The 24,764-nt window shown below is 67.2% G+C and carries 25 protein-coding genes and 1 pseudogene; 5 read left to right on the forward strand and 21 right to left on the reverse strand.

The features are described from left to right. Position 1: 1 nt before the first annotated feature. The 5 genes from A5708_RS17765 to A5708_RS17785 form a co-directional block, all read right to left on the reverse strand. Entirely contained in the window at positions 2 to 526 is a 525-nt protein-coding gene (locus A5708_RS17765; RefSeq protein ID WP_065029887.1) for an OsmC family protein, read from the reverse strand. Between the two features lie 164 nt (positions 527 to 690). Next, the gene (gene efeB, locus A5708_RS17770; protein WP_065029888.1) at positions 691 to 2,007 is read right to left on the reverse strand and encodes an iron uptake transporter deferrochelatase/peroxidase subunit; all 1,317 of its coding nucleotides are present in this window, start codon (positions 2,005 to 2,007) and stop codon (positions 691 to 693) included. A gap of 2 nt (positions 2,008 to 2,009) precedes the next feature. Continuing rightward, on the reverse strand, positions 2,010 to 3,185 hold the full coding sequence (gene efeO, locus A5708_RS17775) for an iron uptake system protein EfeO (protein ID WP_196772671.1): 1,176 nt from the start codon (positions 3,183 to 3,185) through the stop codon (positions 2,010 to 2,012). Positions 3,186 to 3,222: 37 nt separating this feature from the next. Beyond that, positions 3,223 to 4,833 (reverse strand): iron uptake transporter permease EfeU, encoded by a 1,611-nt coding sequence (gene efeU, locus A5708_RS17780; RefSeq protein WP_065029889.1) that lies wholly within the window; start codon positions 4,831 to 4,833, stop codon positions 3,223 to 3,225. Between the two features lie 91 nt (positions 4,834 to 4,924). Then, positions 4,925 to 5,758: a DUF3097 domain-containing protein gene (locus A5708_RS17785; protein ID WP_065029890.1), complete on the reverse strand. Its 834-nt coding sequence runs from the start codon at positions 5,756 to 5,758 to the stop codon at positions 4,925 to 4,927. A 216-nt stretch (positions 5,759 to 5,974) separates the two neighbouring features. On the opposite strand from A5708_RS17785, the gene A5708_RS17790 reads away from it, so the two are divergent. Continuing rightward, positions 5,975 to 6,262 carry a DUF3349 domain-containing protein gene (locus A5708_RS17790; RefSeq protein ID WP_065029891.1) on the forward strand — a complete coding sequence of 96 codons (288 nt, stop codon included), beginning with the start codon at positions 5,975 to 5,977 and terminating at the stop codon, positions 6,260 to 6,262. 51 nt (positions 6,263 to 6,313) lie between these two features. Here A5708_RS17790 and A5708_RS17795 read toward each other — a convergent pair whose 3' ends face one another. The 5 genes from A5708_RS17795 to A5708_RS17815 all read right to left on the reverse strand — a co-directional run bounded on the left by A5708_RS17795 (position 6,314) and on the right by A5708_RS17815 (position 11,494). Beyond that, on the reverse strand, positions 6,314 to 7,384 hold the full coding sequence (locus A5708_RS17795; RefSeq protein WP_065029892.1) for an ABC transporter ATP-binding protein: 1,071 nt from the start codon (positions 7,382 to 7,384) through the stop codon (positions 6,314 to 6,316). Between the two features lie 2 nt (positions 7,385 to 7,386). Further along, entirely contained in the window at positions 7,387 to 8,208 is an 822-nt protein-coding gene (locus A5708_RS17800) for a carbohydrate ABC transporter permease (RefSeq protein ID WP_419538334.1), read from the reverse strand. Positions 8,209 to 8,215: 7 nt separating this feature from the next. Beyond that, a complete protein-coding gene (locus A5708_RS17805; RefSeq protein ID WP_196772672.1) occupies positions 8,216 to 9,061 on the reverse strand; it encodes a carbohydrate ABC transporter permease in 846 nt (281 codons plus the stop codon). Between the two features lie 119 nt (positions 9,062 to 9,180). Beyond that, positions 9,181 to 10,509 carry an ABC transporter substrate-binding protein gene (locus tag A5708_RS17810; RefSeq protein WP_065029895.1) on the reverse strand — a complete coding sequence of 443 codons (1,329 nt, stop codon included), beginning with the start codon at positions 10,507 to 10,509 and terminating at the stop codon, positions 9,181 to 9,183. Next, positions 10,499 to 11,494, reverse strand: coding sequence for a sigma-70 family RNA polymerase sigma factor (locus A5708_RS17815; RefSeq protein WP_065029896.1), 996 nt, complete (start codon positions 11,492 to 11,494; stop codon positions 10,499 to 10,501). The genes A5708_RS17810 and A5708_RS17815 overlap by 11 nt, the downstream gene beginning before the upstream one ends. 168 nt (positions 11,495 to 11,662) lie before the next feature. Here A5708_RS17815 and A5708_RS17820 point away from each other — a divergent pair, with 168 nt between their 5' ends. Further along, complete coding sequence (locus A5708_RS17820; protein WP_065029897.1) at positions 11,663 to 12,013, forward strand: DoxX family protein; 351 nt, start codon at positions 11,663 to 11,665, stop codon at positions 12,011 to 12,013. 12 nt (positions 12,014 to 12,025) lie between these two features. On the opposite strand, the gene A5708_RS17825 is transcribed toward A5708_RS17820, so the two are convergent. Beyond that, positions 12,026 to 12,823, reverse strand: coding sequence for a ketosteroid isomerase family protein (locus A5708_RS17825; protein ID WP_065029898.1), 798 nt, complete (start codon positions 12,821 to 12,823; stop codon positions 12,026 to 12,028). Next, positions 12,823 to 13,383: a pyrazinamidase PncA gene (gene pncA / locus A5708_RS17830; protein WP_155766062.1), complete on the reverse strand. Its 561-nt coding sequence runs from the start codon at positions 13,381 to 13,383 to the stop codon at positions 12,823 to 12,825. Before pncA ends, A5708_RS17825 begins: the two co-directional genes overlap by 1 nt. A gap of 101 nt (positions 13,384 to 13,484) precedes the next feature. Between pncA and A5708_RS17835 the strand changes: the two genes are divergently transcribed. Further along, positions 13,485 to 14,486 (forward strand): DoxX family protein, encoded by a 1,002-nt coding sequence (locus A5708_RS17835; RefSeq protein ID WP_065029900.1) that lies wholly within the window; start codon positions 13,485 to 13,487, stop codon positions 14,484 to 14,486. Between the two features lie 27 nt (positions 14,487 to 14,513). On the opposite strand, the gene A5708_RS17840 is transcribed toward A5708_RS17835, so the two are convergent. From A5708_RS17840 to A5708_RS17860, 5 genes are all read right to left on the reverse strand, one after another. Beyond that, positions 14,514 to 15,092, reverse strand: coding sequence for an AAA family ATPase (locus A5708_RS17840; RefSeq protein WP_065029901.1), 579 nt, complete (start codon positions 15,090 to 15,092; stop codon positions 14,514 to 14,516). Positions 15,093 to 15,122: 30 nt separating this feature from the next. Next, positions 15,123 to 15,512 carry a TA system antitoxin ParD family protein gene (locus A5708_RS17845; protein WP_065029902.1) on the reverse strand — a complete coding sequence of 130 codons (390 nt, stop codon included), beginning with the start codon at positions 15,510 to 15,512 and terminating at the stop codon, positions 15,123 to 15,125. A 67-nt stretch (positions 15,513 to 15,579) separates the two neighbouring features. Next, complete coding sequence (locus A5708_RS17850) at positions 15,580 to 16,074, reverse strand: gluconokinase (protein ID WP_065029903.1); 495 nt, start codon at positions 16,072 to 16,074, stop codon at positions 15,580 to 15,582. Then, positions 16,075 to 18,087, reverse strand: a complete 2,013-nt coding sequence (locus A5708_RS17855) for a phosphotransferase (protein ID WP_065029904.1) — start codon at positions 18,085 to 18,087, stop codon at positions 16,075 to 16,077. It abuts the gene before it with no gap. Between the two features lie 18 nt (positions 18,088 to 18,105). Continuing rightward, positions 18,106 to 19,623 (reverse strand): carboxylesterase/lipase family protein, encoded by a 1,518-nt coding sequence (locus A5708_RS17860; RefSeq protein ID WP_065029905.1) that lies wholly within the window; start codon positions 19,621 to 19,623, stop codon positions 18,106 to 18,108. 79 nt (positions 19,624 to 19,702) lie between these two features. On the opposite strand from A5708_RS17860, the gene A5708_RS17865 reads away from it, so the two are divergent. Then, on the forward strand, positions 19,703 to 20,377 hold the full coding sequence (locus tag A5708_RS17865) for a hypothetical protein (RefSeq protein WP_065029906.1): 675 nt from the start codon (positions 19,703 to 19,705) through the stop codon (positions 20,375 to 20,377). Here A5708_RS17865 and A5708_RS17870 read toward each other — a convergent pair. Next, on the reverse strand, positions 20,367 to 21,335 hold the full coding sequence (locus tag A5708_RS17870) for an SDR family NAD(P)-dependent oxidoreductase (RefSeq protein WP_231117948.1): 969 nt from the start codon (positions 21,333 to 21,335) through the stop codon (positions 20,367 to 20,369). The two genes, A5708_RS17865 and A5708_RS17870, sit on opposite strands and share 11 nt — an antisense overlap. After that, positions 21,332 to 22,546, reverse strand: a complete 1,215-nt coding sequence (locus tag A5708_RS27615; RefSeq protein WP_065029907.1) for a cytochrome P450 — start codon at positions 22,544 to 22,546, stop codon at positions 21,332 to 21,334. Before A5708_RS27615 ends, A5708_RS17870 begins: the two co-directional genes overlap by 4 nt. Before the next feature lie 92 nt (positions 22,547 to 22,638). Here A5708_RS27615 and A5708_RS17880 point away from each other — a divergent pair, with 92 nt between their 5' ends. Beyond that, entirely contained in the window at positions 22,639 to 23,268 is a 630-nt protein-coding gene (locus tag A5708_RS17880) for a TetR/AcrR family transcriptional regulator (protein ID WP_065029908.1), read from the forward strand. An 11-nt stretch (positions 23,269 to 23,279) separates the two neighbouring features. Here the strand turns inward: A5708_RS17880 and A5708_RS17885 are convergent, their stop codons facing one another. Together A5708_RS17885 and A5708_RS17890 are read right to left on the reverse strand one after the other, a co-directional pair. After that, positions 23,280 to 23,915 carry a hypothetical protein gene (locus tag A5708_RS17885; RefSeq protein WP_065029909.1) on the reverse strand — a complete coding sequence of 212 codons (636 nt, stop codon included), beginning with the start codon at positions 23,913 to 23,915 and terminating at the stop codon, positions 23,280 to 23,282. A 139-nt stretch (positions 23,916 to 24,054) separates the two neighbouring features. Further along, a pseudogene (locus A5708_RS17890) lies at positions 24,055 to 24,618 on the reverse strand (dihydrodipicolinate reductase); the annotation flags it as partial. Between the last annotated feature and the right edge of the window lie 146 nt (positions 24,619 to 24,764).

A 24,764-nucleotide genomic window follows, 5' to 3' on the forward strand; every position in this document is an offset into this window, starting at 1 on the left:
CTCATTCCGTGCTCAGAGTCGAGTCGACGATCACCGGGTTGCGAAACGTGTTCAGCACAGGTGACCAGGCGACGGCGTTGTCGTGGATCTCTTTGAGCGTGGCGTCGTCGGCGTCGCCGGCCAGGCTCACCCTGCAGCGGACCGCGCTGAATCCCAGGCGCTTGCCCTGCGGGGTGTCCCCCACGCCCCATACCGCGGAGATGTCGATGTCGCCTTCCATCTCGACCTCGATCTTGGTCAACGTCACACCACGATGGGTCGCGTTGGCCAACAGGCCCACCGACACGCACGAGCCCAGCGCGGCCAGCGCGGTCTCCGAAGGATTGGGGGCCGAGTCATCACCCAGCAGCGCGGGTGGCTCGCCCACCAGCATCGGCGCCAGGTCCCGGACGTAGGTCATGTTGCGGAACCCGGTCTCGCACACCGTCGTGGCTTTGAGTGTCTTTCTGCCTGTTTCGGGGTTGGCCTTGGCGTTACACGACAGCCGGTCAAGGCCTGCGGCGTCGATGACGAGCGCATCGGTCATGTGACTCTCTCCGTTTCTCGCTGATTCTGCGGGTTCACGGAGTTAGTGCGCGGCGGGCGCCGATGCGTGACGGCGGGCGCGCTTGATTTACCGGCCCGACACGAAATGTCACGCGTCGGAAACGCTCCGCCGCCGACCGCCCACCGCCGATCGGCGAGATTTGCTCAGCTGAACAGGCTTTGCCCGATGTAGTGGCCTTCAGCCGGCGGTGGCGGCACCGCGAAGATTGCTGATCCGATGTGGCGGATGTATTCGTTGAGCAGGTCGTGCGCGCCCAGCCGGTTCTGTAGGCGAATAAAATCTTGGGGATCTTTTTGGTACGAGATGAACAGCAGTCCGGCGTTGAGTTGGCCGTTGGCGTCGAGCCCGTCGGTGTAGTTGTAGGAGCGTCGGCGGATCATGATGCCGTCGTTGTTTTCCCGGGCGGCAAGGCCGACGTGAGACATCGGATCGATGAGCGGGTTGCCGTCGGCGCCTTTGGCGGCGAAATCCGGTGTATCGAATTCGTGCTTGCCGCTCAGCGGCGCCCCTTCTTCTTTCGAGCGCCCGAAGATCCTCTGCTGATTGCCGATCCGGTCGACATCCCATGTCTCCATCAACATCCGGATCTTGCGGACGACCTGGTACGTCCCGCCGTTCATCCAAGGCTGGTCGCTGTTGTCAACCCAGACGAACTTGGCGTACTCCTCGTCGGTGGCGATGTTGCGGGTACCGTCCTTGAATCCCAAGAGGTTTCGTGGCGTGTGCTGGCCGGGGCCGGCGGAGGCGCGACCGAAGCCCAACACCGCCCAGTATGGCGAGACGATGTCGCGGCCGAGCCGGGCCAGGTTGCGCACGGCGTGATAGCAGACCTGGGGGTCGTCGGCGCACGCCTGCACGGACAGGTCGCCGCCGTGCAGACGGGGATCCAGGTTGTCGCCGTTGAGCGGCGGCAGGTCGGTGAACACGGCGGGTCGCCGGGCGGCCAGTCCGAACCGATCGCCGAACAGCGACGGCCCCAACCCGATGGTGGCGGTGAGACTGGCGGGGCTCAGCCCGTAGGCCTCGCCGGTGTCGACGGGCGGCTGCACCTCGACCTGGGGCTGAACGGTTCCGACCGGCTTGCCCTGCTGCAGGATCGCGGCGGCCGCCGACCAGCGGGCCAACAGGGTCTGCAGCTCGGTACGGCCTGCGCCGCCGGCCACCGAGAACGACATGAACATGGCGTATCGCTGTGGCGGCGTTTGGATTCCGCCCTGGTGGGGCTGGCCGTAGAAGGGGTAGCTGCGGCGTAGATCGACGGTGTCGTCGTCGTCCCCGCGTTGTCCCGCCGCCATGGCGTGACCGGCGAAACCGCCACCGACGGCACCGAGGGCGGCGCCGCCGAACCCGGCCAGCATGGCGCCGCCGAGCGCGCGCCGACGCGACACCGCGGTGGCGTCGGTCGGTGTGCCGGCGTTGTTCGGATCGCGGTCCGAGGGTCCGGTGATGTCGTCGGTCATGATCAGCCGGCCGTGACTACTTTTTGGGCGACGGTGGACAAGCTCTGGTGCAACGGCTGAATCACCGCGGTCAATTTCGGTGCGTCGCTGGCCTTCAGCGCCGGGGTGTAGGTCTTGTAGCCGCCTAGTGCGGCCGGGTCGCGATACCCGTCGAGCGTGGCGAGCACGGTCTGGAACTGCTGATCGATCTGGTGAACCAGATTGGCGTCGATCTTCTCCAGGCCCGGCCGCAGCGACGCGTACGCCTGCTGGGCGCCTTCGACGTTGCCCGAAAAGTCCACCAGGTCAATGTGACTGAAGGCCTCTTCCTCTCCGGTGATCTTGGTGTTCTGGATCTCTTCGATCAGGTCGCTGGCCCCGTTGGCCAGATCCTCGGGTTTGTACTGCAGGCTCGCGACGATGCCGTTCAATTTGCCGACGTTGCCCACCAATTCGGTGCTGAACGCCTTCGTCCCGGGCGTGATCGCGCCGCCCTCCCACAGATCGCGCTCGATGGCGTGGAAGCCCTTCCAGCCCACCTTCGCATCGACCGGCGTCGACTCACGCATGTCGATCAGATAGTCCAGGCTGCCGGCATTGTCGCCGACCGCGAAGCCCGGCAGCACGAAACCCTCCACGGTGGATTCCGAACGCTCCCAGAACAATCGGGCCTTGGCGTAGGCGGCCTTTGCCGCGTCGAGGTTGCCTGATTGCACGGCCGCGTCGAGCGCCTTCACGCCGTCGTTGAGCTGACCGATCTGGTTCACGATGTAGGCGGCGTAGTCCTTGGTGCCCTGGCTGAGGATGCTGGCCACGGTGCCCGTAGGCGTCGCCGGCGCTTTGCCCGTCACCGTCAGTGTCTGGTATTCGGTGCTCGCCCCCGGGCAGTAGAGCTGGTAGGCGCCACCGTCCAGCGAGACGGTGAACGACACCGGATCCAGGCCGGGCGCGAGGTTTTCCTTCTCCCCCACAATCCGCTGGTCCCTGAGCAATTCGACCTCACTGATGCCCGGTGCGTTCGTGTTGGCGACCGTGAAGGTCACCGGGCCGGCGGGCACGCTGGTGGTGTCCAGTGCGCAGCCGTCAGTGCCGCCGTTGTTGGCCAGGGTCACCTTGACCGCATTGGCGGTCCCCGGCTTCGGCTGCTGAGCATGGTTCGAGTTCTCGCCCGAGTGGCCGCACGCGGTCGCCGGCAACACCGCCACCGCAACAAGAACTGTTGCGGTCAACCAGAAGTCACGAGACCGGCACGTTGCCGAGGCGATGCGACTCACCATCAATCGATTTCCTCTCATCCTCTTGCCTGCGGTCCACGCGCAGCGAGGCTATCGCTGACAGCGCGCACGCCAACGCAAATCCCGCTAACAACAGTGGAAGCCAGACAGTCCAGAGCTGCCGCTCCCCGCGATCGCGGTCACCGGCGACGATCTCAGCCACCGTCGCGTGGTCTTCGGCAGCGGACGTGGACCAGTCCGTCGCCAGCCCGCCGAGACTGACGGTCTTGGCGCCCGTCAGCCCGCCGCCGGTCAAAATCGCCGTGCGGTTGCTCGTTGTGTGCGCACTGATCACGGAATCGCCCCGGGCGAACACGGTGTACGTCGTGGTCGTTGACCATTGACCCTGAAACGGCCCCGGAGTGCGGCCGGCCGCGAGACCGACCGGCAGCCGGCCCCCCGCCATGCTCAGCAACTGATCCAGCGTGACTTCCGGCGCACCGTCGGCCCCGGCGGCCTCGGTAGCCTGCCAGACCTGTACGGGCACGCCGTCCACCGTTTGGTCGTCTGCGGGGATGAGCACGATGTTGCGGACGGTCGAGGTGCCCTGGGGTGCGACGGCCAGCTCGCGTCCGTGCGGGCCGGTCACCATCGACACCGCGGCGGTGTGGCCGTCGCGGTCAATGACGGTGCGAGCGCCGTGCGTCTGCGACGAGCCCGCGGCGGGCGTCATGACGGCCAGTGCCGCCCCGACGATGATCAGCACCGCCGACGCCGCCGCCAGCAGCCTGCTGCGGGCTCGCGGAGCGGCGGTGAGCCGGGCGGGCCAGAGAAACACGACCAGCACCGGCACGGCATACAGCAGCCAGCCCAGCACCTCGATGAGGCGAGGATCGGCGGGGATGCCGAACACCCCGGTCGTCGCCGCGCCCAGCACCGAATTGCTGGGTATCCAGCCGGACAGGTCGAGCACCTGTTGCTGGCCGATGGTCACCCAGCCGGCCTCGTGTGCGGTGCGCAGCGCACCCAGCACCAGCCCGGCGGCGATCAGCACCAGAAACACCCCGGTGACCCGGAAGAATCGGCCGAGGTTGATCCGCAGGCCGCCGTAGTAAAGCCCCACCCCGAGCCCGACCGACGTAACGATGCCCACGGCGCCGCCCAGCACGGCGAACCACCGATTGCCGTGCGACGTCTCGGCGGCCGCCAGCAAAAACACCGACGTCTCGAAGCCCTCCTTCAACACGGCCAGGAACGCCATGACGACCAGGGCGAACGCGCCACCACGGTTGACGGCTTGACGGGCTTCGCGCTCGAGTTCCCCCTTGAGCTGCGCGGCGTTGCCGTTCATCCAGATGATCATCGACGTCACGAACACCACCGCGATGGCGTTGATGACGGTCTCCATCATCTCTTGCTGGGCCTGCGGCAGGCTGGCGGCGAACAGGTCGAGGCCGACGCCCACGCCGACGCTGAGCAGCACGGCCAGGGCGACACCGGCGAACATCGGGCGGATGGACTGGCCGTTTCGCTTGAGGAAGGCACCGACGATGCTCACGATGAGCGACGCCTCTAGGCCTTCACGGAGACCGATGAGGAACGTGCCGATGAATACGCCGAATACGCCCTGCATATGCTCTGTTTCTGTCCCGCCGGTCGGGACTGTCGGCTAGCGTAGCCTAACTGAAGCGAAGGGCATCAGCCCTGGTCCGGTGGCTGCCGTATCAGGAGACCGGCGCCGTGACGAAGTCGATCAATTCTTCGACCCGACTGATCAGTGCCGGCTCCAGATCGTTCCAGTCGCGCACCCGCGAACGGATGTGCCGCCAGGCCCTGGCGATGTCCGCCTGGTCGTTGTGGGGCAAACCAAGCGCCTGGCAAACGCCGTGCTTCCATTCCACCTGCCGCGGCACCTTCGGCCAGGCGCCCAGGCCCAACCGCTGCGGCTTCACGGCCTGCCAGATGTCGACGTAGGGATGACCGACGACCAGCGTGTCTCTGCCGCCCGGCCCTCGCCGCACCGCATCGGCGATTCGCGCCTCCTTGGAACCGGCGACAAGGTGATCGACGAGCACCCCCAGCCGGCGCCCCGGCCGCGGCGCGAATTGGGTGACGATGTCCACCAGGTCGTCCACGCCACCGAGTTGCTCGACGACGACGCCTTCGATTCGCAAGTCCTCGCCCCACACCTGCGCGATGAGCTCGGCGTCGTGGCGACCCTCGACGTAGATTCGGCTGGCCCGCGCGACGCGGGCACGAACGCCCGACACGGCGACCGAACCGGATGCGGTCCTGCCCCCGGCGGTCGGCGCCGGCCGCCGCGGCGCGGTGAGGATGACGGGACGCCCCTCGAGCAAATACCCAGGGCCCAAGGGGAAGCCACGCACATGCCCGCGCCGGTCTTCCAGGTCCACTCGACCGTATTCCACGCGCACGATCGCGCCGACATAACCCGTCTCCGCGTCCTCGACCACCAGTCCCAGTTCGGCCGGGTGCTCGGTCGAGCGCGGCTTGCGTCGCCCCGCGGCGAGGACATCGGTTCCATAGCGATCCACCACGCGGCAATACTAGAAACCCTTGCGGCCAAACGCCGTTACGGCGCGCCACGTTCGGCGAATCGTCGCCCAAGTCACTCTCGGTGCACCCGCAACTACGGCCGTAAAAAATGCGTTTAACTGTGTGGCGTTACGCAGCTGATGGGCTCGCCGATGGTACGTTGCTAGCCAAGCAAGCACTGCCGCTTGACAACTTGCGGCGGTTAGCGAGGTGGACATATGGACCTGTCGCATTGGGTGACGAGCATTGTGGCTTTCGTGCGGGCCGGCTACCCCGCCGGCATGCCGGCCACCGGGTACGTTCCGCTGGTGGCGCTCACGCGCCGACGGCTCTGCGACGACGACATCACCGCCATCGCAAGGGATCTCATCGCGCTTCGGCTCTGGCCGATCGGTTTCGTTGATATCGGCGTCGAGATCACCCGGATCACCAATCAGCTGCCGTCCCCCGACGACGTCGCGCGCATCCAGCGGCGCGTTCATGCGCTTCGCTGCTCCCGCGGATAGGCGTCGCCGAGCGATTGACCACCGCCGCGGTGATTTGTGCCGGGAGCACGATCAACAGATTCGGCGGCCATCCACACCGAAGAAGTGCAGGTGCCCGGGTTCCGGATGCAGGCGTACTCGGCTGCCCTTCTCCGGTGGGTTGCGTCCGTCGGCCCGCGCGACGATGGGCCCATCGATTCCCTTGCCGGAGCCGGTGATTCGCCCATACAGGTAGGCGTCTGCCCCCAGCTCCTCAACGACGTCCACCTCCATCTCGACACCGAGGCCACCCAGCTCGAAATGTTCAGGCCGGACCCCGACCACGACCTCGCCCGCGCTACTGGTGATCTCACGCGGTAGCTTGATGGGCCAATCGCCAAGCGACACCGCTGAATCCACAATGGGAAGGGTGAACAGGTTCATCGCCGGCGATCCGATGAAACCCGCCACGAAGACGTTGTTCGGGTTTCGGTAGAGCTCGCGGGGCGGCGCAAACTGCTGCAGCACCCCGTCGCGCAGGACGGCAACGCGGTCGCCCATGGTCATGGCCTCGACCTGGTCGTGGGTGACGTAGACGGTGGTGGTGCCCAGCCGCCGTTGCAACGCGGCGATCTGGTTACGTGTCTGCACCCGGAGTTTGGCGTCGAGATTGGACAGCGGCTCGTCCATCAGGAACACGTGCGGCCGGCGCACGATCGCGCGGCCCATCGCCACGCGCTGGCGTTGCCCACCAGAAAGGTCCTTCGGCTTGCGATCGAGATAGGGTTGCAGGTCAAGGAGTTTCGCCGCATCCAACACCCGCTCACGAATCTGGTCCTTCGGCGTCTTGGCGATCTTCATGGCAAAGCCCATGTTCTGGGCCACCGTCATGTGCGGGTAGAGCGCATAGTTCTGAAAGACCATGGCGACGTCGCGATCCTTGGGGTCGACGTTGGTCACGTCCCGGTCGCCGATCCGGATATGCCCCGAGTCCACGACTTCCAGCCCGGCCACCATGCGCAGCGACGTGGTCTTGCCGCAGCCGGACGGTCCGACCAGGACGACGAATTCGCCGTCGCCCACCACGAGGTCCAGGTTGTCCAAGGCCGGGCGGTCGGCTCCCGGGTAGCGCCGCGTCGCTTGGTCGAATGTCACCGAGGCCATGGCTAGCCGCCCATCCCGGTGACGGCGATTCCGCGAACAAAGGAGCGTTGCGCGACGGCGTAGATGATGACCAGGGGCAGCATGATAAGCATCGAGGTTGCCATCAGAACCGGCCACCGGGCAACATATTCGCCCTTCATCCTGACCAGGCCCAGTGTCAGGGTGGCCAGGCTGTTGCGCTGAATCATCAGCAGCGGCCACAGGAAATCGTTCCAGACGTTGACCCAGGTGAGCACGGCGAGCACCATCACCGCCGGTCGCGCGTGGGGCAGCAGGATTCGCCAATAGACCTGCCACGGCGTACAGCCGTCGAGTATCGCGGCCTCCTCCAGATCGGTGGGTAGCGTGCGAAAGAACTGCCGCATCAGATACGTGCCGAATGCGCTGCCGAAGAAACCCGGCGCGATCATCGCCCACGGGGTATCGACCCAACCCAGGGTCCGCATCACCAGGAATTGCGGGATCACGGTCACCGTCAGGGGCACCATCAACGTGCCGAGATACACGACGAACAGCGCATCGCGGCCGCGGAAATCCAGTCGCGCAAAGGCATATCCGGCCAGCGAGCAGAAGAAGACATGCCCCGCGGTGACGCATCCCGCGTACAGCACGGTGTTGAAGAACATCCGCCCGAACGGCATCAGCGCGAACACCTCGGTGTAGTTGGACCACCGCGGGTGGGCCGGCAGCAGCGTGGGCTCGCTGACCTCGCCTTCCGTCTTCAGCGAACCCGACACCGCCCACGCGATCGGGAACAGCGCACACCAGGCGACGGCGAGCAGCGCGCCATAGACTGTGCCGCCGCGCACCACGGTGTGCCTGATGGCGCCCTCACTTAAGGCCACGCGAAGTCTCCAAAGATCGTCGATGGCTGACGCGCAACTGCACCACGGTCAGCACCAGCAAGACGGCGAACATCACCCACGCCAGCGCGGAGGCGTATCCGAATTCGAGGAACGAGAACGCATGCTGGAACAGCATGATGCCCAGGACGTAGGTCGCCGATTCCGGCCCGCCGCTGGGGCCGTTGAGCACATAGACCATGTCAAACGCCTGAAAAGCGTGGATGACCGAGATGATGATCACGAACGATATTGACCCGCGGATCAACGGGACGGTGATGGAGACGAATTGCCTTACCTCGCTGGCGCCGTCGATCTTGGCCGCCTCGTAGACCGTTTCCGGTACGCCTTGCATCGCGGCCAGCAGGACGACGGTGGCGAAGGGCACGCTGCGCCAGACGCTGACGATGCACAGCGAGGCCATGGCCCAGTGAGGGTCGACCAACCACGGAACCGGGCCGAGCCCGACCCAGCCGAGCATGATGTTGAGCAGGCCGTTGTCGGTATTGAACACGAACTGCCACACCACCGCCATCACGACCGACGAGATGGCCAGCGGCAGAAAGACAATCGTACGGAAGATGCCGATGCCCCGGACCTTCTGGTTCAGCACGCCCGCGACGGCCAGGCTGATGAGGACCGTCGGCACCACCGTTCCGAGGGTGAAGATCACCGTGTTGCGGATCGCGATCAGGAAGAGCGGGTCGGAGGTGAACAGGTCTGAAAAGTTCTTCAGGCCCACAAACTTCGGCGGGGTGAACACATCCCATTGCTGAAAACTCATGTACAGCGAAAAGCCCAGCGGAAAGAGCATGAACACGGAGACCGCCACCATGTTGGGGGCGACGAACAACCGGCCCGCCCAGGCGTGTCGGCGCCACGGGCTCGGATCGTCCGGGGCCTTCCGCGTCGCCCGCCCGGCCGGGGCGGTCACGCCAGGTGCGTCCATCGAGGTCATGGGCTGCGCAGCACCTCGTCGACGGAGCGGGACAACCCGCTCAAGGAGGTAGCCGGCTCGCGGCCCCGCAGGACGGGGCCAAAGTTGCGGTCCATCAAGGCATTGACCTTCTCCCATGCCGGCGTGATCGGCAAGCCCTCCGAGAAAGCCGGCCCTTCGGTGAGCACGCTGAGATTGCCGAGTCGTCGATGGGCCTTGGCGAATCCGTCCGATCGCAGCGCCGACCGCAGCACCGGAACGAAGAGACAGGATTCACCGATCAAGGCCTGCCCGATGGGCCCGGTCGCGAACTTCACGAATTCCCACGCCTGCTCCTTGCGGGGGCTGCTCGCCGAGATGGCCAGTCCGGTGGCGCCGATATCGGAACACGCGGCGTGACCCTTCCCCAGCGCCGGGCCGACGGGCAGCGGGGCGACATCGAAATCCAGGTCCTCGGCGCGGATGTAGGTCTGGTAGCGCCAGTGTCCGCCGAGCGCGATCGCCGCCCGCCCCACGGCAAACAGGTTGGGCGTCGACATCGACTGCGTCTCTGATGCGTTGGGCGCAACCCGGTACTTGTTGGACAGATCGGCGTAGAACTGCACCGCGTCCTGGAACGCTGCGTTGTCGAAGTTGAAGTGGGTCGGGTTCAGCCTCGGGTTGGACCAGGCGACGCCGTTGTTCATCGCGAACAGACCGGCCGAGTAGTAGGAACCCCAGGTGTTGACGAAACCGTACTGCGCGGCCCGCCCGGATGCGTCACGCTTGGTCAGCGCTCGCGCTGCGTCCAGGAATTCGGTGAAATCCCAAGGCTGTTCCCACGTCTTGGGCGGTGCGGGCACCCCGGCTTCGGCGAACAGCCGTTTGTTGTAGAACAAGTAGTTGCCCGACCACTGTTCGGGCAGCGCGTACTGCTTGTCGTTGAAGGTGAAGGTTTCGTACAGGGCCGGGATGCTGTCCGCCTTGAGCTGGTCGGCGAACGCCTTGTCGCGGGCCAACAGCGTGTTCATGTCCAGCAGCACACCGCGGTCGGCGAGTTCGGCGTAGGACAGTTCCCACGCCATCAGCACGTCGGGGCATTTCCCGCCGACACAAAACGTCGAAAGCTGTTGCATGACGCCCGGACCGGACTGCACCGGCCGTACCTTGATATCGGGATGGCGGCGCGCAAACTCGTCGACGATGCGCATCCTGGCGTCACGCTCGTCCGGGTTGGCCGCGAAAAAGAACGTCAGGGCGTCGTCGTCGTCCGAAGCGCACCCGGCCGGCCACGGTGCCAGTGCCGCCGCCGAAAGCGCGCCGGCGCCCCGCAGCAGGTTGCGCCGTCCGAACGGCTTATCGAGCATGGCTCTCCCGGTCTTGCCCCGTGTCCGGTTTCCCGGTCGACTGTGTCTGACGTCCTTGGTACCCGACGAGCATGTGACGTTCCTGGATCGGCCACCGCGGCAGCGTCAGCGCGGCCCGACGGATTCGCTCGGCATCGCCGGTGATGTCGATCGTGTTGATGCGATCGTCGGCGCCGATGCCGATCACCAGCAGGACCTGAGCGCGTCCGCGAGCCGCGAGCACGATGCCCGGCGCCCCGTCGACGAGCATGACAGCACCGGCGCGCGCACGCTGGGCGAACCGGCGGGTCTCCTCGGCGACCCGGCGGGCGCCGCGCAACGTGGTCGGCACGCCCGCCGGAACGAGGGCCGGATCGACCGTGCGCACCACCTCGGGGGCGAGCAGGTCGAGCAGGCCGGCGATGTCGCCGCCGCGCGAGGCCGACAGAAACGCCTCCACCACCTGCAGGTGGTCGGCCGTGCGGCGGGGCGGGGCGGGCGGCTCCGCGTGCAGGCGCCCGCGCGCCCTGCTGGCCAGCTTCTTGGTGGCCTCCGGTGACCGATCCATCAGCCCGGCGATCTGCTCGAACGGCATGCCGAAGACGTCGTGCAGCACGAACGCAACACGCTGCGCCGGGGACAGCCGGTCGAGCACGACGAGCAGGGCGCCGCTCACCGACTCCGCCAGCAGAGTGTCCTCGTCGGCCGCCGCCGACGCCGTCTGGGCCAGCCGGTCCAGTTCGTCGGACCCGCCCAGCGGTAGCTCGGGGCGACGCTTGCGCACCCGAAGCTGGTCGAACGCCTCGCGCGCGGTGATCGTGGTGAACCAGCCGGAGAGGTTGTCGACGGCGTCGAAGTCCGCACGACTGGCCTTGAGCCACGCCGATTGCACGGCGTCGTCGGCGTCGGCCACCGAGCCCAGCAGCTGGAACGCGACCGACCTGAGGTGCCGGCGATCGGCGTCGAAACGGCGTGCCAGATTTGCCAGATCCTTAGTTGCGCTCATGGGTCACCTTTCCCGCACGGAAGTCGTCAAGTAGATGACCGCGTCCAACGGACTTCCTGTGACAAAGGAGACAAGCACCATGACCTTACCGATTGTGCGCCGCGGCGCGCACTGCAGGCATTCGACTCGCCGCTGCGGAAATCGCTGCGCGACAAGGGATTGATCCAGATGAACACCGCACTTGTCGTGATCACGCTGATCACTGCCGCCATCACCGCCGCGATCGCGATCGCCGACTTCGTTCCGGCGCGATTCGTGCTGGCGAACTCTGCCCAGGTCGGGGTGCCGCGGTCGTGGTTGCCCGCGCTGGGCGCAGTGAAGCTGGCCGGGGCCGCCGGCATCGTTGTCGGCCTGCTGGGCCCGCGGGAATTGGGCATCGCTGCCGCCGCCGGCCTGGTCGCGTTTTTCGTCGGAGCGGTGGCAACGCACCTGAGGGCACGCGTCCTGTACAACATCGCGTTTCCCGGCGCGTTTTTGTGCCTGTCCGCGGCTTCGCTGGCGCTGATGGTGGTCCGGTGAGGCATGCGGTGGTCAGGCGGGAAAGTACCTGATCCGGTTGATCGCGTTGCCGCGCCAGGCCACATCGGCGAACACGATAGCGCGCCCGTGACCCGAGTGGAGCGACACCGCAACGGTGGGCCCCGCGCTGTTCATCTTGGTCGTGTCAGCCCCGTCCAGTTGCTGCGCCAGCTCGGCCAGCTCGAGTGGATCGCGATCGCCCACAGTTATTGCGGCATCCGAGCACAGCAGCCGTGCCGCGGAAAACGTGTCTTTCCGCGCGACCGCGTCGAGGAAGGTGGTCACCAGCCGCTGGTGACGCGCTCCTACCCGACGGAATCCGGTCATGAAACCGACGGTCCCCCGCCAGCCTTGGTTGCTCAGCAGCCCCCTGGACAGATTCAGCGCGGGCCCCACCGCGCCGGAGCCCGTGCGCAGGAACTGCGCCATCATGGCGGGAAGCTCCCAGTAGGCCCGCAGTTCGCCAATCTTCCACTCGCCGTTGGCTTCTCGGAGGTCATAGCGCAGGAAGGCCGGAATGTACATCGTCACGGCCGAACCCATCGCCACCTCGAGCTCGAGGTCACGTAACACCGCCGTGCCGACGACGATGTCGAGATCGCGATGGAACTTGATGTCACGCGGACCGATGAATGTGTCGTAGAAGCGGCCGATCTGCTCATGCCCCACGTGCGGTCGCGAGCCCACCGGGTCCTCGATCCGGCCGTCACCGGTGAACAGTCCCACCCACCCGGCGCGATCATGGGCGGCCGCCGCCTGCGGCGAGCGCTCCACGGCGGCCAGCAGTTCCCGATCCAGCGGCATCACCATTACGGCCCCCCGACCAACTCGATGCCGGCGGAGCGCATTTCCGCCAGCGCCTCGGCAGCGGAGTCCACGGCCGCGGCCGCGGTCAGGTTTACCAGCACCCTGGTGGTCAGGCCCGCCGCCACCGCATCCTCGGCGGTTCGGCGGACGCAGAAGTCGGTGGCGATGCCGACCACGTCGACCTCGTCGACCCCACGCCGCCGCAACCAATCAAGCAGCGTCGTCCCGTTCTCGTCGACGCCCTCGAAACCGCTGTATGCGGCGGCGTGAGCGCCCTTGCGAAAGATCGCATCGAGGCGCCGGATGTCCAGGTCGGGCCGTAGATTCGCGCCCGCGCTTCCGGCGACGCAGTGCACTGGCCAGGTTGCGGAAAAGTCCGGCCGGTCGGAGAAATGATCACCCGGGTCGATGTGGAAGTCCTGGGTGGCCACGACGTAGCGGTAGCCCGGATCGCCGGACAGATAGTCGTTGATCGCGGGCGCCACCGCGGCGCCGCGGGCCGTCGGCACGGAGCCGCCCTCGCAAAAATCGTTTTGCACGTCGACGATGATCAACGCTCGCACGCGCTCCACCCTATCGGTGTGCACCTCCATGTCTATGCCGGTCTAGCTGGGGATATCGACCCCACGGTTTGCTCGACAGGCAGCCGGGTAATACACCCGCCATGGTGCTCAGGAGAATCGCGCGACCCCTGTTATCAGTGGCTTTCATCGGGCAAGGAGTCAATTCACTGCTCAATCCCAAATCCGCGGCCGAGGCCGCGGCCCCGGCGGTGGACGGTCTTCAGGCGTTGCCGGATTCGGTGAGCAGCAGCATCCCCAGCGACCCCGAGACGGTCGCGCAGATCACCGCGGCGGTTCAAATCGGCGGCGGCCTGCTGCTTGCCACGGGCAAACTCCCCCGCATCGCGTCGGCGGCGCTCGCGGTGACGGTGTTGCCGGCCAACCTTGGGACGCACTCGTTCTGGAACGAGAGCGACCCGGTGGCCAAAGCCCAGAAACGCCAACAATTTCTCACCGACCTCAGCCTGTTGGGCGGCCTGCTGATCGCCTCCGCCGACACCGCCGGTAAGCCCTCACTCGGGTGGCGCGGACGGCGGGCGGCGGAACGGCTCTCCGAGCGGGTGTCGTCGGCGTGGCCCGGTTCCGATGACTCGGCCTTCGATGCCGATTTCTCCGAGCTGGGTGATCGGATCGCACACGGCTTGCAGGTCGGCGCCGAGCGGGGCCGCGAACTCGCCAGCACCGCCGCCGAGCGTGGCGCGCCCTACGCCGAGGCCGCACTCGAACGCGGCCGCGAACTGGCCAGCACCGCGGCGGAACGCAGCAGGCCGTTGGCTAAGAAGGCGCGCAAGCGTGGCGAGGAATGGGCCGACGAGGCCGCCGACCGCGCAGCGTACCTGGCCGAGAAGGCACGCAAGCGCAGCGAAGAACTCGCCGACGAGGCCGCCGACCGCGCCGCGCCGCTGGCCAAGAAGGCCCGCAAGCGCAGTGAGAAACTGGCCAAGAAGGCGCGCAAACGCAGCGAGAAGCTGGCCGGCACGGCACGGGCACGCGGCGAGGAATTCGCCGAAACCGCCCGTCAGCGTGGCAGCGATCTGGCCGACACCGCGCGCGAGCGAGTCGGCAGTCAGGTCGACACCGGCCGCCGCAAGCTGTCCTGGTAGTCACGGGAGCGGTCAGCCCGGTTCGAGCTAGTCGGGCCAGCGGGCCCGCAGGTTCTCCGGCGCCCACGCAGGCCACTCGGGTGCGCCGACCGTCAGGCCGCCGCTGAGCCGCGCCACGACGCGCGGGCCGCGCAGCCGGCTGTTGTCGTAGACCGTCGCGAGGTCAGACAACGCGATGGCCTCGGCAACCGGCGTCCACAACCGACGGTGGCGCTCACGGATCTTGGCTTCCGGCACGTCATGACCGCCGGCCCTTACGCGGTGCCGGACGCGTTCCACCGCAAGGTCTTCCGGGATGAGGAGCACATGCAGCACGACGGTGAAGCCCGCGCGGCGCGCGTCATGGACGAGGTCCAGCTTGGAGGGATGGGAAAACACCGTCTCGGCGACGAAGGACCGACCCAGTTCGATCAGCTTGGCGCGGGTTTCGGCGGCGATGCGCGCGGCGTCGTAGGAACGCGACGCCGGATCCTCCGGCCAGCGCTGCCGCGCGATCTCGTCGGCATTGACCACGAGGCTTCCCGGCAACAGCGGCGCCAGGGTGAACGCGATGAACGTGGATTTACCGGCACCGTTCGGCCCGACCACCAGATCAAGTCGATCCATCGGGCCGCCGAACCGCCGACGATCGCCGGGTCAGCGCCCGACCGCGAGCACCACCGCGGCGCCGTCGGGCCGGTGCTCGACGATCTCGCCGTCATCATTGAGGGCCACCGTGGTGACCCCCTGCCCGGCCAGCGTCGCCCCGTAGTTGGTGCGCGCCAGGCTTTCTTCGATGGCCGCGGAGATCTCGGCGTTGAACACCACGCCCTCCTCGACGGTGAGCTCGCTGGTAGCGAGCTGGCCGGCAAGGGCGGCTTCCACCCGTCGCCGCGAAGCGGTGTGCTGGCTGGACACCGCGCGCCCGACCCGCGCCCAGTGGTCGAGTTGCTGCTTGGCAGAGCGGCTCTGCCGGGCACCCTCAGCCGCCGCGCTGTCCATCAGGTCGGACGCGACCCGCGTGACACGATCGAGCGCCTCGGCCATGGCTTCCTCCAATGCAACACTTCGTTACAATCTGTAGCACAATGCTACACGGTTGGGCAGGTCCCGGCTACCCGCGAGTCTGTACGACGGTATCCACGATCGCGTCGACATCGGGGCCCACGTCGACGGTCATGCCGGCCTCGTCGGGACCGAGCGGTTCCAGCGTGTCCAGTTGCGAGCGCAGCAGCGCGGCCGGCATGAAGTGGTCGGTCCGGGTCGCCAACCGGCCGCCGATCAGCTCGGCCGATCCCGAGAGGTGCAGGAACTCCGCGCCCGGGCAGTGCGCGCGCAACTGGTCGCGATATTTGCGCTTCAGCGCCGAACAACTCACCACGCCGCCGTCGCGGTGGGCCGCCAACCAGTCGCCGACCCGCTCCAACCAGGGATAGCGGTCACCATCGTCGAGCGGCTCGCCGGCCGCCATCTTGGCGATGTTGGCGGCCGGATGCAGGGTGTCGGCGTCGACGAACGGAACCCGCAAGCGCTGCGCGAGCGCCGCCCCTACCGTCGACTTGCCCGATCCGGAGACGCCCATCACCACGACGGGGGCCGATCCGTTCACCTACGTGCGGTCGCCGAGATTGCGGTTCCATTCCAGCCAGCCCACACCGCTGCGCCCGTCGGCCGTGCTGATCGTGGCCCAGACCCGGGGGAACTGGCTGACCCGCCCGTCCGTCGCGACGAGCCGGACCGGCGCCTGACCGCGCACGTTCACGTCCGCGGTGATCTCCGCCGGCGCGAGCCGCAAAGTCGCATCGAGCGGTAAACCGTTGTCGGCGAACGATTCTCGCGAGTCAACGTTCTGCAGCTCGGTGACCTTGCCGTCGGCGCCCTGTTCGTAGCCGATGCTGAACGCGGGTGCCCCGGGAATGCGGATGTTCACGCCGTGCAGGTGGGTGCCGTCGTCCAGGTGCAGCGCGCTCCAGATCCAGTCCATGCCCCACCAATCGCGCACGCCCCACGAGTGATCACGCTGCCCGGGAACGGATTCCAGACGGTAGCCCTTGTCGTCGATCGTGACGGTGCCCGACACGGTGCACGGAATTTCGTAGCGCGTCGTCAGCCCGTACTTGTACGGCGTGCCGTCGGTGGCCCACACCAGGTTCAGGACCATCTCGACCGGCGTTCCAGGCTCCCCGCGCAACAACGCGGACGGATCGGCGTAGGCCTGGCCCCGCGCCCGCACGTCGACGCGGTAGCTCTGCAGCGGCACCTCGGCGGAATGGCCGAGCTCGAAGTCCTCGGTGCGCACCGCCCACGGGTCCGACGGCAGCGGCACCTGCGCGTCGACGGCGACGGTGGGCATGTCGGGGCCGCACAACAGGACGTGCACCCAGGCGGTCTGCTCGTTGGCCACCCGGCCCAGGCGGAACCAGCCGCCCAAACCCTGTGCCGCGTCGGCGAAGTCGGCGTACCAGCTCTCGCTCCACAGCGGTTCGGCGGTGGCATCGTGGGCGAGTTCGTCCTCGTCCGACGGCCGCAACGGCTCGGGCGCGACCGGTGCGGGCAGGGTCGACAGCGCGTCCGTGTCGAGCACATGGTCGCAGTGCCGTTGCAGCATCGTCATGAACATCCGGTCGCCGCGGTCGGTGCGCTCGACCAGCATGGACGAGACGATCGCCATCATCACCCCGAAGAAGCTCTGCCGGCGCACCCCGCCGGCGACATCGGCCAGCGTGAGCGGTGCCTGCGGACCCAGCGCCTCGTGGTAGGCACGCAGCAGCGCGCCGTAGTGCTGCCGGCGGTCCTCGGTGGGCAACGCGCAACCGAGGAAGTAGGCCAGGTCGGTCAGTGGCGGACCCCAGGACACGGTCTGCCAATCGACCACCGTCAGCGCGCGATCGGCGCCGTCGATACCGAACAGCATGTTGTCCAGGCGGTAGTCGCCGTGCACCAGGCCCTGGAGGCGGCGGCGCTCGGGCTCCTCCCCTTCCTGGGCCAGGTAGCCGTCGAACGTGGCCACCAGGCGTTCGCACACCACGCGGTGCTCCGGCGCGATCTGGTCGCCGTAGCGGTCGACGAAGCCGGCGTACAGCGGGGTGATCACGGCCTGGTTCAGCGGAGGCTCACGGTTGAGCCACGGCGCCTCGGCCAGCGAGGCGTCGCCGAGCAGGGGCCCGTGCAGCCGGCCCAATTCGTCCGCCCCCAGGCGGGCCTGTTCGACTGTGGCGCCGGCGATTTCATCGCCGACGACGGCCGGCCCGGCATCACCCAGTAGCAGGTCGAACACGCCCGTCGAGGTGTCGACCGCCGCGTGGTAGCAGGGCGCGATGGGCCCACCCAGCCGCGGCGCGATGTCGCCGTAGAAGCGCACCTCCCGCTCGTAGAGCCCTAGCGCCAGCCCCGTCTGCCGACTGATCGGGTCGGTGGCCGCGACCTTCAGCACCACCGACTCGGGTCCCTCCGAGGGCCCCTCGGCATAGCTCAGCCGGACTCGGTAGCACTCGCTCATCTGACCGGTACCGATGCGTTCCACCGAGAAGTCGGCGATGGGTCCGGTGCCGATGACCGCGGCCAGCCAGGAGGCGGTGAGGTCACTCGGTCGTTCGATGACTTGCTCGGTCTCGGCATGCATGAGGGTTAGCGTGCCAGGTCAACGCGCCAGTGAGAAGCCGTCCCATGCCATTCGGCGATGCGGATGCGGATCGAACTCGACGCGGGACTTGCGGTCGAAGACCATCACGGCCCGCTCGCCGGCGGTGTAGAGGGGCCAGTCCTTCCCCGGCACGCCGGTGCGGCTGAAGTCCCGCCAGCGCCGCTGCACCTGATTGCTCACCCGCAACGCGGCCCGCTGATCCGCAGCCGCGGTCAACAACGCGCCGAATCTGGTGCGGTAGACGTCGAAGACCGCGAGCAACTCGGTGGCATGGGTGGCTCCGAAACCGGACCAGCGCAGTGTGCGCGGTGCGTAGTCGTAGCGGTAGAGGTACGTCGGCGCGTGCGTGCCGTGGGCCTCCGCGATCTGCCAGGCCGCCGACGCGAACGCGAAGTCACCGCCGAGCTGGATGCATGCCGCCCGCTCGGGGTAGTCGGGATACGCGGCGGTAATGCGTTCGCGGATAGCGGGTTCCGCCTCGGCGAGCAGCTCCTCGACCATCGTCTCGTTGGTCGGCAACATCGCCAGGAATCGGGTGAACAACCGTCCCTCCTCGGCGTTCGTGCCCACGATCAGCGGGACCCGGTGGGCCTCGCCGCGCCGCATCGCCTCCACCGGATCCAGCGGCAGGATGTCGTCACCGAAGACGGGGCCGATCGGGAAGGCGCCTAGCCTGTTCCGCATGCCCTCGTCGATCAATTGATGCTGGGTTTCCACCAGTTGGGCGGCGGACACCGACATCAGCGCGTTGGCCGCGTCCTGCCTTCGCACCCCGAGCAGGTTGGCGAAGCGGTTGGCGAACTCCGCGGCAACCTCTTGCGACCGCACCAGTCCCGAGGCCGGACTCTCCGAGATCGCCCTGGCAAACAGGCCTTTGGCGGCGGGCACCGCCAGCAGTGAGGCGGTGATGCACGCGCCGGCGCTCTCGCCGAAGATGGTGACGTTGTCCGGGTCACCGCCGAATCCCGCGATGTTGTCGCGAATCCACTGCAGCGCCAGCACCAGGTCGCGCAGGTAAAGGTTGCTGTCGATGGTGATGTCCGGCGTCGACAGGGACGAGAAGTCAACGCACCCCAGCGCGCCCAGCCGGTAGTTCACCGAGACGTAGACACATCCCCGACGTGCCAGGGCAGCGCCGTCGTACAGCGGCGTAGCCGAGCTGCCCAGGAAATAGCCGCCGCCGTGGATGAACACCATGACGGGCAGTGGACCCTCGACCGCACCCTCGGGTGCCACGACGTTCAGGGTGAGGCAGTCCTCGCTCATCGGCTGGTAGCGGCCTCCCAAACCCGACATGCCGAGCAGGGTGTAGCGGCGCTGCTGGGGGGCGCAGTTGCCGAAGCCATGGCAGTGCCGGACACCCGACCACGGCTGGGCCGGCTGCGGCGCCCGGAAGCGCAGGTTTCCCACCGGTGGACGGGCGTACGGGATCGACCGCCACCGAGTGACCCCGTCGCGGGTGAAGCCTTCGACGGTGCCGATGGCCGTGCGTGCGCGGACAGTGCGCTGGTGCATAACCCGACGGTAACCGACATGACGGTCGTAACGCGCGCGCAGCGCCTTAATTGCCCGGCGCGGCGGTTAGCCTGACTGAATGCGGATAGCTGCGGTGATCGCTGCGTCATTACTGGTGGCAGGGTGCTCACACACCACGGGCGGCCATTCCGAGCCCACCGGAAGCACCACCCAGGCATCGACCGGCGCCGGCGTGCCGGGAAGCAGAACACCGGGACCAGCCGCCGCACCGGCCGCGGGAGCGGCGATCTCCGACGTCATCGCCTGGATCGAGGCCGGTCACCAGGCCGATCCGGGCCGCTTTCACACGGCCACGCGCGACGGGGTGGCCACGCCACTGGGCGCCGACATCGCACTGACGGCGATGACGGGCAAGGTCTCCTGCATGACCGACGCCAAACACACCGGCGGCGCGCTGGCCTGCCTGGTGAGTCTGACCAACCCGCCGCCGGCGCCCGCGACGGCCTACGGCCAGTGGCAAGGCGGCTGGATCGGCTTCGACGGGGTGAGCCTGCAGGTGGGATCCGCCCGGGCCGATCCCGGTCCGTTCATCAACGGCAACGGACCGCAACTGGCGAACGGCGATTCGCTGTCGTTCGGTGACGACCGTTGCCGCGCCGACCAGTCCGGTCTGTATTGCGTCAATTACGCGCACCAGTCGGCGGCCAAATTCAGCCCGGCCGGCATCGAGCCGTTCGGCTGCCTGAAGCCGGCGCCACCACCGGACGGTGTCGGCACGGCGTTCAGTTGCTGAGGCCGGCCATGATGGTCGCGAAAAGCTCGCTCATCTCGTCGGCGGTTCCGCCCGGCACCGTGTAGCCGGTTTCGTCGCGGATTTCCGCGAGGTGGTCGCGCACGTCCTCGATGGACAACCCGGGACGGTAGAAGCCCTTTGTCCTGCCGATGAAGAACCGCGAAACATGGCCTGCGCCAACGGTGTAGATCTCCCCCGACACCGGACAGTCACGATGGGTCAGGAAGGCGGCCACCGGCGCCACCAGCGCCGGATCGAGCTTTTGAAGATATTGGCCCACAAGGTCGTCCAGCACCGCCTGTGCGGCGGGATCGTCCGGCTGCGCGGCGCCATCCACCGAGTGCGCCAGCATCCGGGTGTAGGCGATCGGGGCGATCGCATTGACCTTGATGTTGTGGTCGGCGCCTTCGGCGGCCAGCACGCGGGTCAGGCCGATCAACCCGGTCTTGGCCGACCCGTAGTTGCTCATTCGGGCCGCCCCGAGTATCCCTGCGGCCGAGCAGGTATGGAGGATGCGGCCATATCCCTGCCCGCGCATGACTTTCCAGGCCGGCCTCGTGACGTAGAACGCGCCCTTGAGATGCACGTCCAGCAGCGGCTCGAACCGTTCGGCGGTCATGTCCTCGAACGGCGCGTCGCCGACGATGCCGGCGTTGTTGATCACGATGTCGACGCGTCCCCAGGCGTTCAGCGCGGTGTCGATGATCGCCTGTCCGCCTTCGGGACTGGTGACGCTGTGACCGTCCGCTACGGCGTCGCCGCCCAGGTCGCGGATCTCTGCGGCCGCGGTGTCGGCGGCCCGGCTGTCGGTGCCGGCTCCGGTCACCGAGCCACCCAAGTCGTTGACCACGACGCGCGCGCCACGGGACGCCAGCAGCAGCGCGTACTGCTTGCCCAGCCCGCCACCGGCGCCGGTGATGACGGCGACCTGGTCGTCAAACCTCAGCTCGCCACTCACCAGCTCACCGGAAGTTCTTTCATGCCATAGATGTTGGCGTCTTTGAACCTCAGCTGCTCCGGCGGCACCGCCAGTCTGAGCCCGGGCAGGCGGCGCGCCAGCGTGGCAAACGCGACCTGCATTTCGACGCGGGCCAGGTTCGCGCCGATGCATTGATGCACGCCGTAGCCGAAGCCCAAGTGCCCGCGGGTGTTTCGGTCGACATCGAACGATTCGGGATTGTCGACGAACTCGACGTCCCAGTTCCCGGCGAGCAGGCTCATCAACACGTACTCCCCCGCGCGAATCAGCTGGCCACCGATCATCAGGTCTTCGGTCGCGATGCGGTCCACCTGGCTGTGCACGATGCTGAGGTAGCGCATGAGTTCTTCGACGATGTTGGCGATGACGGCCGGGTCGTCGCTTTGCCCGAGTCGCTCGAACACCTCGGGATGTTCCAGCAGCGCAACCGTTCCCAGCGAGATCATGTTGGCGGTGGTTTCGTGACCGGCCTGCATCATGATCACGCTGTTCATCGCCGTGGTGGCGTGGTCGAGTTGGCCCGTCGCCACGTATTCGGTGACCAGCCGGCTGATCAGGTCGTCCCGGGGTTCGCGCGCCTTGCGCTCCACCAGTTCCTGGATGTAGGCGTACATGGCCCCGAACGCCAGTCCCCTTTCCTCGTCGGTGGATTTCTGGTCGAGCCCCTTGGTTGTGTTGAACTGGAAGAGTTCGAGGTCTTCGGGCGGCACCCCCAGCAGCAGCGCGATCACCATCGACGGGACCGGCAGGGCGAATTCACGCACCAGGTCGGCCGGGGCGCCATTGTTGACCATCTGGCCGAGATAGTGGTCGACCCATTCCTGAATAAGCGGTCGCATCGATTCGCAACGCCGGAAGGTGAAGTTGCTCGTCATCATGCGCCGCAACCGATGGTGCTCGGGATCGTCGGTCCGCGCGAACATCACCGGGACCTTGTTCTCCTCGTCCTTCGGCATGATCGAGTCCGGAATTGTCTTCGCGGACAAGCGCGGATCGACCAGCGCCGCCCTGATGTCCTGGTAGCGGCTGACCACCCAGACCGGGTTGCCCTGGAACATCGCCTTTCGGAGTCCGGGTTGTTCCCGCCAGTCCCCGAATTCGGACGGGGGCGTGAGCGGGCAGCGTGCGGGCCGCGGTAAGGGCAGCACGGGGAGATCAGCGTCCGAGCGGACTTCGGAAGTTGTTGACATGAACCGCGTTTCCTATTAAGTGTCAGATGCCTGCCAGTTATAGACTGTAAAGCCAGGCTAGTTGTCAGTCAACCGTCAGATAGGCTGTCACCATGACCGCGGTTGAGGACCGGCCGTTGCGGGCCGACGCCGCGCGCAATGTCGAGCGCATCCTGCGCGCGGCGCGCGAGGTCTATGCCGAGCTGGGACCCGATGCGCCGGTGGAGGCCGTCGCGCGGCGCGCGGGTGTCGGCGAGCGAACCCTCTACCGCAGGTTTCCGGCGAAGGCCGACCTCGTCCTTGCCGCTCTGGAGCAGAGCATCGCCGAGGACCTGACGCCGGTGATCGACCGTGCCCGCTTGGCGAAGGATCCGCTGCGCGGTCTGACTCAACTGATCGAAGCCGCGATATCGCTGGGCGCCCGCGAACACCACCTGCTGACCGCCGCACGCAGGGCCGGCTCGCTCACGTCCGACATCTCGGTTTCGCTCAATGCTGCGCTCGGCGAGCTCGCCCGCGAAGGACAGCGAGTCGGCAGCATTCGCGCCGACCTGGTCACTGACGACCTGCCCCGCCTGGTCGCGATGCTCTTCGGCGTGCTGTCGACCATGGATGCGGGCAGCGACGGCTGGCGACGCTATGTCGCCCTCGTGGTCGACGCGATCTCGGTCAACGACCGTCAGCCGCTACCTCCGGCCGCCGCCTTGCGCTACGAGGTGCAGCCGGACAGCTGGCCCTTGTAACGAGCGGCGGCTCAGCTGGCCGGCAAGCCCGCCTTGACCGCGGCCTCTTGCTTACGGGCGAGATCGAGCATGGTGTCGGCCGGCGTGGGATTGCCGATGACACAGTCGGACTCCAGGTCGACCATGGCCCTGCCCTCGACGAACACCGCCTCGGAGATCTCCATCGGGTTGGCCGGATCGGTTCCCTGCCCGATCACCATGAACCCGTTGGTGCCGACGTCGATGGGTTGCTGCTGCCCATTGACCTTCTTGCCGACGACGTCGCGCATGTTCGACGCGGTCTGAGTGGCCGTGGCCGCATCGGGGAATACCGCGATCGTGTCGATGATGGTGCGCTTGCCGTCGGGGTTCTTGAAAACCTGTCCCACGCCGGTGATACCGCTGGGATTCTGGGTCGGCGGCCCGTCGACGGTGGCGTTGGGGCCGACGTCGCTGGGCTTGATCAGCAGATTGCTGTAGTCCGCCGGCGCCCCCGGTGACGCGGGAGCCGCGCTGGTCGGGGAGCCCGACGAGGCGGCCGAACCGGACGACGAGGCCGAACCCGATGACGCCGTGGGACTCTTGTCCCCGCCGCAGCCCACCACCGTCGTGCCGATCAACAACGCGGTGGCCGTCAAGCCGAGCGCGGACATCCGGACCGTATTCATAAGGCTCTCCTTCGAGAAGTCAGCTCTTTTGTATCCGTTACCGCGCGCGCCGGGGCGCGAACACGCGAAATTCGGCCGCCAGACGAATGCCCATCCAACAGCTCAGCCTATGGGCTTGATGCGATCTCAGTAAGGGCGGCTAGCGCTCTTTCCACATCACGCCGCGCATGGTCGCCGAGAGCGGAATGTCCTCGACACCGATGAGCCCCTGGGGCGCGCGGCACACCCAATCGATAGCGTTCACGACGCGACCGGCCGTCGAAATGCAACCGGCATCAGTGGAATCGAACAGCGGATGGGAAACGTGGGTGTTGATTTCGACCCGCGGCTCGCCCTGCACGACGACACGATGCACCCCGGTATGACCCTCGGGCGGGAATTCCCAGTCGGGTGCCGCGGCCTGGGTGAGCCTGGTGACGTGCTCGAGGGTGATGACGGGTTCGCCGCCGCGGACGCCCTCGGTGGCGAACCGGACCGCGGCCATCCGCCCCGGCTGCACCGTCATCATCGTGCAGTCGATGCGCTCAGGCGTGTACCAAGGTTCGACGCGCTGACGCACCTCGTCGAGCTCGATGCCCAGGTTGTCCGCCAGGCTGCGGACCTGACCGCCCCACATCGACACGATGACTCCGGGCAAAAACATCATCGGCGAGTCGTCGTCCGGAGCGGACCCGAAACCCATTGCGGCACCGGTGAACTCGGCGGTGAGCCTGACCACCCGGGTCTCTTCGATCACCGTGCAGGAGATCTTCGACTACGGGAATTACGATGACGCCGAGTTCACCGGTGCCGCAATGGGTTTCGGGTCCGCTCCGGACGACGACTCGCCGATGATGTTTTTGCCCGGAG

Source organism: Mycobacterium colombiense (genome assembly GCF_001672755.1).
Taxonomy (GTDB): domain Bacteria; phylum Actinomycetota; class Actinomycetes; order Mycobacteriales; family Mycobacteriaceae; genus Mycobacterium; species Mycobacterium colombiense_C.

What these genes read in the sequence shown, in the direction of transcription:
- A5708_RS17765 (WP_065029887.1), bottom strand. Translation starts at nt 526, where the DNA reads ATGACCGATGCGCTCGTCATCGACGCCGCAGGCCTTGACCGGCTGTCG.
- efeB (WP_065029888.1), bottom strand. Translation starts at nt 2,007, where the DNA reads ATGACCGACGACATCACCGGACCCTCGGACCGCGATCCGAACAACGCC.
- efeU (WP_065029889.1), bottom strand. Translation starts at nt 4,833, where the DNA reads ATGCAGGGCGTATTCGGCGTATTCATCGGCACGTTCCTCATCGGTCTC.
- A5708_RS17790 (WP_065029891.1), top strand. Translation starts at nt 5,975, where the DNA reads ATGGACCTGTCGCATTGGGTGACGAGCATTGTGGCTTTCGTGCGGGCC.
- A5708_RS17795 (WP_065029892.1), bottom strand. Translation starts at nt 7,384, where the DNA reads ATGGCCTCGGTGACATTCGACCAAGCGACGCGGCGCTACCCGGGAGCC.
- A5708_RS17805 (WP_196772672.1), bottom strand. Translation starts at nt 9,061, where the DNA reads ATGGTGGCGGTCTCCGTGTTCATGCTCTTTCCGCTGGGCTTTTCGCTG.
- A5708_RS17810 (WP_065029895.1), bottom strand. Translation starts at nt 10,509, where the DNA reads ATGCTCGATAAGCCGTTCGGACGGCGCAACCTGCTGCGGGGCGCCGGC.
- A5708_RS17815 (WP_065029896.1), bottom strand. Translation starts at nt 11,494, where the DNA reads ATGAGCGCAACTAAGGATCTGGCAAATCTGGCACGCCGTTTCGACGCC.
- A5708_RS17820 (WP_065029897.1), top strand. Translation starts at nt 11,663, where the DNA reads ATGAACACCGCACTTGTCGTGATCACGCTGATCACTGCCGCCATCACC.
- A5708_RS17825 (WP_065029898.1), bottom strand. Translation starts at nt 12,823, where the DNA reads ATGGTGATGCCGCTGGATCGGGAACTGCTGGCCGCCGTGGAGCGCTCG.
- A5708_RS17835 (WP_065029900.1), top strand. Translation starts at nt 13,485, where the DNA reads ATGGTGCTCAGGAGAATCGCGCGACCCCTGTTATCAGTGGCTTTCATC.
- A5708_RS17840 (WP_065029901.1), bottom strand. Translation starts at nt 15,092, where the DNA reads ATGGATCGACTTGATCTGGTGGTCGGGCCGAACGGTGCCGGTAAATCC.
- A5708_RS17845 (WP_065029902.1), bottom strand. Translation starts at nt 15,512, where the DNA reads ATGGCCGAGGCGCTCGATCGTGTCACGCGGGTCGCGTCCGACCTGATG.
- A5708_RS17855 (WP_065029904.1), bottom strand. Translation starts at nt 18,087, where the DNA reads ATGCATGCCGAGACCGAGCAAGTCATCGAACGACCGAGTGACCTCACC.
- A5708_RS17860 (WP_065029905.1), bottom strand. Translation starts at nt 19,623, where the DNA reads ATGCACCAGCGCACTGTCCGCGCACGCACGGCCATCGGCACCGTCGAA.
- A5708_RS17865 (WP_065029906.1), top strand. Translation starts at nt 19,703, where the DNA reads ATGCGGATAGCTGCGGTGATCGCTGCGTCATTACTGGTGGCAGGGTGC.
- A5708_RS27615 (WP_065029907.1), bottom strand. Translation starts at nt 22,546, where the DNA reads ATGTCAACAACTTCCGAAGTCCGCTCGGACGCTGATCTCCCCGTGCTG.
- A5708_RS17880 (WP_065029908.1), top strand. Translation starts at nt 22,639, where the DNA reads ATGACCGCGGTTGAGGACCGGCCGTTGCGGGCCGACGCCGCGCGCAAT.
- A5708_RS17885 (WP_065029909.1), bottom strand. Translation starts at nt 23,915, where the DNA reads ATGAATACGGTCCGGATGTCCGCGCTCGGCTTGACGGCCACCGCGTTG.